Origin of the sequence: Paraburkholderia silviterrae (assembly GCF_004353915.1) — a bacterium.
Classification (GTDB): Bacteria; Pseudomonadota; Gammaproteobacteria; order Burkholderiales; family Burkholderiaceae; genus Paraburkholderia; species Paraburkholderia silviterrae.
Genome location: NZ_SMRP01000001.1, coordinates 303,326 through 314,065 on the forward strand (window position 1 = coordinate 303,326; position 10,740 = coordinate 314,065).

At 63.4% G+C, this 10,740-nt stretch carries 7 protein-coding genes; 3 read left to right on the forward strand and 4 right to left on the reverse strand.

Features of this window, described 5'->3' with window-relative positions; genetic code table 11:
• Positions 1 to 55: 55 nt before the first annotated feature.
• Positions 56 to 2,245, reverse strand: coding sequence for a catalase/peroxidase HPI (katG, locus tag EYW47_RS01485; protein WP_133193114.1), 2,190 nt, complete (start codon positions 2,243 to 2,245; stop codon positions 56 to 58).
• A 236-nt stretch (positions 2,246 to 2,481) separates the two neighbouring features.
• Here katG and EYW47_RS01490 point away from each other — a divergent pair, with 236 nt between their 5' ends.
• Positions 2,482 to 3,717 carry a lactonase family protein gene (locus EYW47_RS01490; protein ID WP_133193115.1) on the forward strand — a complete coding sequence of 412 codons (1,236 nt, stop codon included), beginning with the start codon at positions 2,482 to 2,484 and terminating at the stop codon, positions 3,715 to 3,717.
• A gap of 230 nt (positions 3,718 to 3,947) precedes the next feature.
• Here EYW47_RS01490 and EYW47_RS01500 read toward each other — a convergent pair whose 3' ends face one another.
• The 3 genes from EYW47_RS01500 to EYW47_RS01510 form a co-directional block, all read right to left on the reverse strand.
• Positions 3,948 to 7,307 (reverse strand): adenylate/guanylate cyclase domain-containing protein, encoded by a 3,360-nt coding sequence (locus tag EYW47_RS01500; protein WP_133193117.1) that lies wholly within the window; start codon positions 7,305 to 7,307, stop codon positions 3,948 to 3,950.
• A gap of 141 nt (positions 7,308 to 7,448) precedes the next feature.
• Positions 7,449 to 8,726 (reverse strand): RNA polymerase sigma factor, encoded by a 1,278-nt coding sequence (locus tag EYW47_RS01505; RefSeq protein WP_133193118.1) that lies wholly within the window; start codon positions 8,724 to 8,726, stop codon positions 7,449 to 7,451.
• Entirely contained in the window at positions 8,723 to 9,094 is a 372-nt protein-coding gene (locus tag EYW47_RS01510) for a YciI family protein (RefSeq protein WP_133193119.1), read from the reverse strand. The genes EYW47_RS01505 and EYW47_RS01510 overlap by 4 nt, the downstream gene beginning before the upstream one ends.
• Before the next feature lie 251 nt (positions 9,095 to 9,345).
• On the opposite strand from EYW47_RS01510, the gene EYW47_RS01515 reads away from it, so the two are divergent.
• Together EYW47_RS01515 and EYW47_RS01520 are read left to right on the forward strand one after the other, a co-directional pair.
• Entirely contained in the window at positions 9,346 to 9,912 is a 567-nt protein-coding gene (locus EYW47_RS01515) for a TetR/AcrR family transcriptional regulator (protein ID WP_133193120.1), read from the forward strand.
• Between the two features lie 317 nt (positions 9,913 to 10,229).
• A complete protein-coding gene (locus tag EYW47_RS01520; protein ID WP_133193121.1) occupies positions 10,230 to 10,655 on the forward strand; it encodes an organic hydroperoxide resistance protein in 426 nt (141 codons plus the stop codon).
• Positions 10,656 to 10,740 lie beyond the last annotated feature (85 nt).

The window sequence follows — 10,740 nt, forward strand, 5'->3', positions numbered from 1 at the left end:
GCGCCTTCATCAAGCCGAACAGCGCAATGGCCTCACTATCGAACTCGCCGCAGCGTCAGGCGATGTCGAAGCGGTCGAGATTCATCACCTTGACCCACGCAGCCGCGAAGTCACGAACGAACTTCTCCGTGGCGTCATTGCTGGCATAGACTTCGCTGAGCGCCCGCAGCACCGCATTCGAACCGAACACCAGATCCGCCCGGGTAGCCGTCCACTTCAGCTCGCCGGTCTTGCGGTCGCGTCCTTCGAACACGTCGCGCGCTTCCGAAACCGGCTTCCACTCCGTACCCATGTCGAGCAGGTTGCGGAAGAAGTCGTTGGTCAGCGCCTGCGGACGGTCCGTGAACACGCCGTGCGTCGCCTTGCCGTCGTTGGCGCCGAGGACACGCAAGCCGCCGATCAGCACCGTCATTTCCGGTGCGCTCAGCGTCAGCAATTGCGCCTTGTTGACCAGCAGCGCTTCGGCCGGTACGCGGACGCCGCCCTTGACATAGTTGCGGAAGCCATCGGCAAGCGGCTCGAGCATGGCAACGGATTGCACGTCGGTCTGCTCCTGCAATGCGTCCATGCGGCCTGGCGTGAAAGGCACGTCAACGGCATGACCTGCGTTCTTTGCCGCCTGCTCGATACCGGCGCTGCCGGCCAGCACGATCAGGTCCGCCAGCGAGATCTTCTTGCCGCCGGACTGCGCGGCGTTGAACTCGCCCTGGATGCCTTCGAGCACCTTCAGCACCTTCGCCAGTTGTTCAGGCTGGTTCGCCTCCCAGTCCTTCATCGGAGCGAGGCGAATGCGTGCGCCGTTCGCGCCGCCGCGCTTGTCCGAGCCGCGGAAGGTGGACGCCGAGGCCCACGCGGTGGACACCAGCTCCGCGATCGACAGACCCGATGCCACGATTTTCTGCTTGAGCGAGGCAATGTCCTTGTCATCGACAAGCGGATGGTTCACCGCCGGAATCGGGTCTTGCCAGATCAGCTCCTCGGCGGGCACTTCCGGGCCGAGATAGCGCGCACGCGGACCCATGTCGCGGTGTGTGAGCTTGAACCACGCGCGGGCAAAGGCATCCGCGAACGCTTCGGGATCCGCCAGGAAGCGCCGCGAAATCTTCTCGTAGGCCGGATCGAAGCGTAGCGAAAGGTCGGTCGTCAGCATCGTCGGCAACAGCTTCTTCGAAGCATCGAACGCGTGCGGGATCGTTGCTTCGGCATCCTTTGCAACCCACTGATGGGCGCCGGCCGGGCTCTTCGTCAGCTCCCATTCGTACCCGAACAGATTCTTGAAGAATCCCATGCCCCATTGCGTCGGCGTGCTGGACCAGGTGACCTCGAGTCCGCTCGTGATCGCGTCCGCGCCCTTGCCGGTGCCAAAGCGGCTCTTCCAGCCGAGCCCCTGCTCCTCGAGCTGCGCCGCCTCGGGCGCCGCGCCCACGTTGTCGGCCGGACCCGCGCCGTGCGTCTTGCCGAAGCTATGGCCGCCGGCGATCAGCGCGACGGTTTCCTCGTCGTCCATGGCCATGCGCCCAAAGGTATCGCGGATATCGTGCGCCGCAGCGAGCGGGTCGGGGTTGCCGTCCGGGCCCTCCGGATTCACATAGATCAGGCCCATCTGCACGGCCGCAAGCGGATTCTCCAGATCGCGCTTGCCCGAGTAGCGGCTGTGGGGGTTGTCACTCGGTGCGAGCCACGTGGTCTCACTGCCCCAGTAAACGTCCTGGTCCGGCTCCCACGTGTCCTCGCGGCCGCCGGCGAAGCCGAACGTCTTGAAGCCCATGGTTTCGAGGGCGACATTGCCGGTCAGGATCAGCAGGTCGGCCCAGGAAATATTCTGGCCGTATTTTTGCTTGATCGGCCAGAGCAGGCGGCGCGCCTTGTCGAGGCTGACGTTATCCGGCCAGCTGTTGAGCGGCGCAAAACGCTGCTGGCCGCGCCCCGCGCCGCCACGGCCGTCGCCGATGCGATAGGTGCCCGCGCTGTGCCAGGCCATGCGGATGAACAACCCGCCGTAGTGGCCGAAGTCCGCCGGCCACCAGTCCTGCGAGTCGGTCATGAGCGCCGCGAGGTCCTTCTTCACCGCGGCGAGATCGAGGCGCTTGAACGCCTCGGCGTAGTCAAAGTCCTTGTCGAGCGGATTGGACTTGCTCGAGTGCTGGCTGAGCAGATCCAGCCGCAGTTCATTTGGCCACCAGTCGCGGTTCGTCATCCCGCCGCCGGCCGTATGGTTGAACGGGCACTTTGCTTCATCTGACATTTTCGATCTCCTTCCAGCGTGTTCACCCATCCGGAATACGCGATGGTCGTAAAGGGAAGCAAACGCCCATGGTGTCACGGTTCTCGTCGGCTTGCATTGTGGCTGTCTGAATCGTTCTGAATGCGGGCGCGACGCCTGCGTGCTCGCGTCATCCCCCCGCCTTTGGCTGGACAACAGACCCGGTCGCGTTCACCCCCAACAACAATTCGTGATCTATGTAACCGGCACCGTCGCGCATGCGAACTAGCTCGTGTATCCGGTACGGGTACGAGTCGCGAACGACCGATCAAAAATCCGTTCGTGACAGTCACGATCTGTTCTGCGGTATTCGGTTTGTAATTTGCCAACCTATGGAGCCGTCAATGAAATCAGACCGCCTTTTCCCCCGCGCAGCGCGCAAGAATTTCATCTTTGCCATCACCGCCGCGCTGGCTTTACCCTCGATTTCATGGGCCGATTCGGATATCGACCCAGCGGGCGCTGTCTTTGTCATGTCGAACCAGCCAACCGGCAATGCCGTACTGGCGTACTCCCGGGACGCGAACGGTCAACTTGTGTACCAGGCCACCTACCCGACGGGCGGTAAAGGTGCGGGTACCGGAGCCGATCCGCTCGGCTCGCAAGGCGCACTGGTTTTGTCATCCGGATTCCTGTTTGCGGTGAACGCAGGCAGCAACGACGTTTCCATGTTCAAGGTAGAAGGCACGAAACTCACGCTGCTCGACAGGGAGCCATCGGCTGGGCAAACGCCGGTCAGTGTCGCGGTAAAAGGGTTTATCGCTTACGTGGTCAACGCAGGCGGGACGCCCAACATAAGCGGATTTTTCGTCGACGGATTTGGAAAGCGTTTGATCCCGCTACCGAATTCGCTGCGTCCGGTCGCGGGTGGCGCATCGGCTCAACCCGGTCAGATCGGCTTCGCACCGGAAAGCGACGAACTGCTGGTGACCGAAAAAGGGACGCAACTCATCGACACCTATCATGTCGACCCCGCCGGATATGCGAAGGGCCCCGTGCGGCATGCATCGAGCGGCGTCACGCCGTTCGGCTTTTCGGTCACGCGCCGCGGCTATGCAGTCGTTGCGGCGGCGGGCTCGGGCTCCGTTGCCTCTTACGACATCGAGCGCAATCAGGACCTGACACCGGTCAGCAACGTCCCCCTCGGGCAAACGGCGCCGTGCTGGCTCGTCACGACAGGTGACGGGCGCTATGCGTATACGGCCAACGCGGGCAGCAGCTCGATCAGCAGCCTTCGCGTGAACGCCGATGGAACCACGCAGTTGATCAATCCGACTGCCGCGATCGTTAGCACTCCACTCGATCTCGCACTTAGTGCGAACAGCAAGTTCCTCTACGTCCGCGAAGGTGACGGCGCCGTTAGTGGCTTCAGCGTCTCGCCCGATGGCAGCTTGAATCCGATCGGCGCAGTGACCGGCCTGCCTTCCGGCGCGCAAGGCATCGCCGCTCGCTGACCGGTTGGTACTGCTTAAGGTGCCGGGCAGCCGAGCGGGTCGGAATGCGACGGGGCGCACTGCCAGGCACGCCCGGCTTGGGTCACTGTTCGTCGAACAATCCGTTCAGCGGCGCGGTGTCGTGTTGGGCTTCGCGAACGTCACTGACGCGGGTGAAGCAGGCCGGCTCGCGCGGACGTTGCACGCGCGTCTGCAGAGCTGATCAGCCGGCTTCGTTACTGATGGAATCGTCATCGCGTGTCGGTTGCGGCCAATTCATCAAGCCGCGCTTTAGCCCGCTGCAAATCCGCAGTGCCGAATCCTTCCGTGAAAGCGTCACGGACAGGAGCGAGAATTCGCCTCGCTGCGCTCGTCCGGCCTTGCGTCAAATAGAGCCCCACCAGGCTCAGCGCCGCGCGCAGTTCGAGCGATCTGGCGCCACGGCGGTGAGCCATGGCAATCGCCTCGTTGAAACGCGCCTCGGCCGCATCGCGCTCCGCGACCGCCGCAGAGGCAACAGCAGTCGGCAGCCCCGCCGGAAGCAGCAGCAACTCGCCTGTGAGGCGATACAGCTCCGGCTCGTGATGGCGTTCGCCCGATTCTTCGACTACCGCCATGGCTTCGGCCAGCGCCTCCAGCCCCGCGTCGCGCTGACCCGCCCTTGCGCAGGTTTCAGCCAACAGTGCCAGAAAGTACGTGCGGCCAAGTCGAGCCCCTGTTGCTTCATAGTCGGCGAGGCCGTGGCGCACGCGAGCCATACCCTGCTCGGCTTCCCCCGTTTCGGCCAGCGCCCAGCCGTCGAGTATGGTCGCCCACGCAAGTATCGTAGGGAACCCCTGCTCCGTCGAAAGGTCGATGGCCGCCTCGGCGCAGTCATGCGTGAGTCTGGGCTCGCCGCGCAATTGATGGAGCTCTGCCTTGAAAACAAGCGATTGCCCGAGACTGACCAGGTCGTGCAACGCGCGAGCGCGAGTGAGCGCCTGCTCAGCACGCCTTAATGCCTCATCCGGATAGCCCATGTGCCAGAGCACGAGGCCCAGGCTGCTTTCGCCAACGCTGCGAGGATCTCGCCCGTGCGCGAAGATCTCCTCATCGAGTGGCTCAGCGTCATGCAATAGCGACAACTTCCCCAGGCCAGCGAGGTACGCATGCGCGGGAGTCAGCTCCCCGAGCCTGAACAAGCTCATTCCCAGCAGGTAGTTTGCCTCCATGACCTGCGCGGGATTGTGCGCACGCTCGGCCAGGTCGAGCAGCCTTTCGGCGATCTCCTTGGCCGTCTTGTATTCGGCGCCCAACTGATAAACCATGCGCAGGCCGGTTTGAGCCCGGAACAGATGCGGCGTTTGTCCGGCCTGCCTGCACAGCTCCAGCGCACGTGTGTACGTCGCCTTCACTTCGGGCGAAGCCCATCCCCTTGCCGCCATCAAGGCCGGCCCGATGGCAAGCCGCAACGCGAGCTCCCGATCGGCGCGTTCGGGCGTTTCAGGCAGACCTCCGAGCAGATCCAGCGCCATGCCCAGCTGACGAATCGCTTCGGCATTCGCCGAACGTTGCCAGGCCTGTTGCCCGGCGCGATGCAAATACTCGACCGCTTTCGGCACGTTGCCGCTCAGGCTGTAGTGATGCGCGAGCTCATTCCAGCGGTCCTTGAGATGCCCCTGAAAAAGCGCCTCGAGTGCCTGGCCGGTGCGTTCGTGCACCAGGCGGCGCCGCTCGGCAAGCAATGAATTGCCGGCCACTTCCTGCGTCAACGCATGCTTGAACACATACTCCACCGCCGGGAAAGCGGGTTGCTCGTCAATGAATCCCCCTCTTTCCAGGCGCGTGAGCAGTGTGTATAGCTCGTCGTCCGGCAGCTCGACAACATACTGAACCAGGTTCGCCGGGAACGTCTTCCCAATCACCGCGAGCGTTTGCAGCAAATCTTTTTCCGCGGCCGGCAGCCGGTCGATACGCGCAGCCAGCACGCCCTGCACCGTGGTCGGGATATGTAACGTGAGCGGCACCGCCTGCATGCGGTAATGGCCCTGCTCGCCCACGAGCACACGCTCTTCGGCCAGCGTTCGCACCACTTCTTCGATAAAGAACGGATTGCCTTCCGTTTTGTCGAGGACATGCTGCTTCACGGCAACGAGCGTGCGATCGTCACCGACGAGCGCGCTGATGAGCCCCTGAGCATCGGCGCGTCCCAGTGGCTCGAGCACCAACGGGGTGTAACAGTCGCGATCGCTCCAGTCATGCCGATACTCAGGGCGATAGTTGAGCAGCAGCATCAGGCGGCCACTCGATACATGATCGACCAGGAGAGCGAGGAAAGCCTGCGTCTCGCTGTCGAGCCACTGCAGGTCCTCGAACACCATGGCGACGGGTTCGTTCACGCTTTCTCGCACAAAAAGTCGTGCAATCGCCTCGAACGTGCGATCGCGCCGGATCTGCGAATCCATTCGCGTGAGCGCCGGACTCGCCTCGCCGATCCCGAGCAGATGAAGCAGATAAGGCACCCGATCCTCGAGACTGCGCTCGAGCGTCAGTACGCGACCCGTCACCTTTTCGCGGCACCGTCGCTCGTCGTCCGCCGGGGAGATCTGAAAATAATTCTTCAGCAATTCAATGAGCGGCAATAACGCGAACGACTTGCCGTGCGAGACCGAGAACGTCTCCACCACGAGGCAGCCTTTTAACGCCGCTCTCTTGAACTCATGAAAGAGCCTCGATTTCCCTACGCCCGCTTCGCCCATGACGCCAACGACACAGCCTCTCCCCGCTTTCGTCGCATCGAGCGCGCTGCGCAATGTTTCGAACTCCTCATGGCGGCCCACGAACCGGGTCAGCCCACGCTGCTCGGCCACCTGAAGACGGGTGCGCAACGCGCCTGGCCCATGCAGCTCGTAGACGGCAAGCGATTCGGCGACCCCTTTGACCTGGGTCTGCCCCAAAGCCTTGAACTCGAAATACCCCTCGGTCAGCCGGTAGGTAGACGGGCTCACGAGAATCGAGGCCGGTGTAGCAATCGCCTCCATGCGCGAGGCAATGTGGATCGTGTTGCCGACTGGGTCATAGTCCGTGTGCAAGTCGTCCTTGCGGATGGATCGCATGACGACCTCGCCGGTGTGGACACCCACGCGGATTTGCAACGGAATCGCGTGCGCGAGGCGAATGCGGTCGCTATGCCGGCGCATCGCCTGTTGCATTCTGAGCGCCGCATACAGTGCGCGCTGCGGATGATCCTCGTGCGCGATGGGCGCGCCGAACAACGCGAGGATGCCGTCGCCGAGCAACTTCGCGACAAAGCCCTCGTAATGATGAACCGCCTCCATCATCAGCTCGATGACGGGAGCGATCAGTCGATGCGCTTCTTCGGGGTCCAGATCGTAGATCAGCGCAGTCGAGCCAGCCATGTCCGCAAACAGTGCGGTAATGGTCTTACGTTCGCTGACGGCCTTGCCGCGCGCTTCGAGGACCGCCTGTGCCGCGCGGATTTGCTCAGCCAGATGCGATGGCGTGTAGTCGATGGGCGAAGGTGTGGCTCCCGTGCGAACGAGGACGACACCGCACTGCTCGCAAAATCTGGCGGCCTCGCGGCATTCAAAGCCGCAATTTGTGCAGCGCATATAGTCCCCCGGCTCGTGGGACGCTCTCGATCACCATTAAAATCTCAAACTATCCGGGTATCAAGCTGCCTGCAGCGCGTTTTGCGTGCTTTATTTTCATACGAATCGGCGCGTGCAACCTCGCGTTGCATACGCAAGGCACTATCCGTTCCAGGTGCTCGCCGAAGACAGCGCCATGCGCTTATGCTGCAGGAACCGGCGCACGGCCGGATCGCGCTCCAGGCCGATCGCCAGATCGTACGCGCCGAGCGCTTCGGCCTTCGCGCCGGCACGTGCCAGCAAATCGGCACGCGCGGCCCAGTACGGCTGGTAGTCGGCCAGCCGCGGATCGTCCGCATACGGCTCGAGCGCGGCGAGCGCCGCGTGCGGGCCGTCCCGCTCCGCCAGCGCAAGCGCGCGGTTCACCGCAACCACCGGCGAGGCGGCAATCGCGAGCAGCGCGTCGTAGAGCTGCACGATCTCGTCCCAGTTCGGGCGAAGCGTCCGGCAGCGATGCACATGCGCCGACTGCAGCGCGGCCTCGAGCTGAAAGCGTCCGATTGCATTGAATGCGCTCGCGCGCAGCAGCAGCGCATCGGCTGCGTCGATCATCGGTGCATTCCATGTCGCCGGATCCTGAGCCGACAGCGGCACATAATCACCCGCCGCATCGCGTCGCGCATCGCAACGCGCCTGCGCATACAGCATCAGCGCGAGCAGACCAAGCGTCTCGGGCTCCCCGGGCAGCAATTCGACGAGCAGGTGTGCGAGAAACAGCGCCTCGCCAGTGAGATCGCGCCGCTCGGTATCGCGGCCAAGCGGGTCGGTCCACCCTTGCGCATACGCCGCATAGACCGCTTCCAGCACCGCAGCAAGCCGGCCGGGCAACGCTTCGTGCTCGGGCACATTAAACGGAATGCCCGCGTCGCGGATCTTGTTCTTCGCCCGCGCGAGGCGCTTGCTCATCGCGGCGGGAGACATCAGGAACGCGGACGCAATCGTCTTCGCTTCGAGCCCCAGCACCACCTGCAACATCAACGGCGTGCGAATCGCGACGTCGATCGCTGGGTGCGTGCACGCGAACAGCAGCGCGAGCCGCCGGTCGGGCAACGCGGCGGCTTCATCCTCGCCGATCTCGTCGGCGAGGATGGCGAGCTGGTTCGTCACTTCGTCGCCGGCACGGCGATGGCGCGCGCCGTCGATCGCCCGGCGGCGCGCAACCGTCATCAGCCACGCTTCGGGATTGGCGGGACAGCCGCGTGCCGGCCAGTCCGCGAGCGCGGCCGCGAACGCGTCGGCCAGCGCGTCCTCGGCCGCGGCAACGTCGCGCGTGCGCATCGCCAGCAGCGCGACGAGCTTGCCGTAGCTGCGGCGAGCGACGGCCTCAGCCATCGCCTGCGCGGCGCCGTCCGCGTCACGAGCGCCGCCGGACGCACTCATGCCCCAGATGGCGCTTCGTAAGGCGCTGTCCAGACCGGACGCACTTCCATGATGCCGTGCGCCGCGCCGGGACAACGCGAAGCCCACGCGAGAGCCGCATCCAGGTTGGGCACGTCGATCAGGTAGTAGCCGGCGAGCTGCTCCTTCGAATCGGAATACGGCCCATCGAGCACCTGCGGCTTGCCGTCGACGAGCCGCACCGTGGTGGCCGCGTTCGTGTGCTGCAGCCGGTTGGCGCCGACCAGCGCGCCTGCCTTGCCCAACGACTCGGTGTACGCCTGATACGCGGCGACGCCTTGCTGCCGCTCGCTGTCGCTCATCTGGGCCCAGCCGTTTTCTTCTGAATAAATCATCAACAGGTATTGCATATGAGCCTCCATCATCGGTTGATGGCGGGTGATTGCATCGCGCCGCCATTTCAATGACGCGCGGGCCGGGTGCTGATGGACAAGCGGCGCAAAAAATTTCGCACGACCCGCGAAGGTGTCGAAGGCGGCGAACAGGCGTTTGGAGCGCGCGGCCGCCTGTCTCGATTCTGGCATCGCCGTTGTGGATCAAAGGAAATTAATTTTCGCATCGGCACTTGACAATCTATCTGCTAGTAGATAAATTAGAACCCATGGAAACGAAACTGACAGTGCGCGAACAAGTTGTGGACCACGCGATCACGTTGATGATGCTGCGCGGCTACAACGGGTTCAGCTACCGCGACCTGTCGGAGCTCGTGGGCGTGAAGACGTCGAGCATCCACTACTATTTCCCGTCGAAAGACGACCTGGTGCTCGAAGCCGTGAGCCAGTACAGCGACGAGGTCATGCACGCCCTGCAGGCGGTGGACCCCGCGCTGCCGGCAAACGAAAAGCTCGCCATGTACACGCGGCTGTTCGGCAAGACGCTCGGCGACGGCAACCAGATCTGCCTGTGCGGCATGCTGGCCGCCGACATCGAGACGCTGCCCGAGACGGTGCGTCAGGCGGTGCAGGCGTTCTTCCGCGCCAACGAGTCGTGGCTCGCGAAAGTGCTGGAGCAAGGCGTCAAGGAAGGCACGCTGGTGGCCAAAGGCAAGCCCGAAAGCGCGGCGCGCACGTTGTTCGCGGCGCTGCAGGGCAGCGTGCTGGCGAGCCGCCTGTTTCATACGAAGGCGCGCCTCGAAGATGTGGAAGCAACGTGGAAAACCGTCTCCTGATGGGGACGATCGGAAATATTTGAACGAAGGCGGCTCGCCGCCTTTTTGTGGGGCAAGTTATCTATCTTTTAATAGGTAGAATCAGTTTCGAAGCAACCCGATGCAGGCGGAGTAAGGTATGTTTCTGCTTTGCCCATGCATCTATCTAGTCATAGATAGCATCAGGCAGATGGCAATCATGCTTACGCCACGAATGACCGCTATTGTCGTTGTAACGCCGTAGTACAGCATGTCGCGAAGACCGCAGTCGGTCTGGACGACTAATGATTCAACACCCGCAGTCCAACTGCTGCATTGCTCACTCAGGAGAGCCAGTCATGTCGATCGAACAAGTCCTCTACACCGCCGACGCAACCGCAACCGGAGGCCGTGACGGCCGCGCGGTCGTTCCCGCCAGCAATCTCGACTTCAAGCTCACCACGCCGCGCGAGCTCGGCGGCGCGGGCGGCGAAGGCGCCAACCCCGAACAACTGTTTGCGGCAGGCTATAGCGCCTGCTTCATCGGTGCGATGAAGTTCGTCGGCGCGCGCGACAAGATCGCCATTCCGGCCGACGTCTCCATCAACGGCCGCGTGGGCATCGGCGCGATCCCCAACGGTTTCGGCATCGAAGTGGAACTGCGCATCTCCCTGCCCGGCATGGACCGCGCGGCCGCTCAGGCTCTGGTCGAGAAGGCACACATCGTGTGCCCGTACTCGAACGCCACGCGCAACAACATCGACGTCACGCTGACGATCGTTTAACGGCGCGCCGGTAGTTTTGCCGATTTGTTTTCCCGGTTTCCGATTGGAACGGTCGGGCCGCGCAGGTCGGACCACGCCAGGCTCA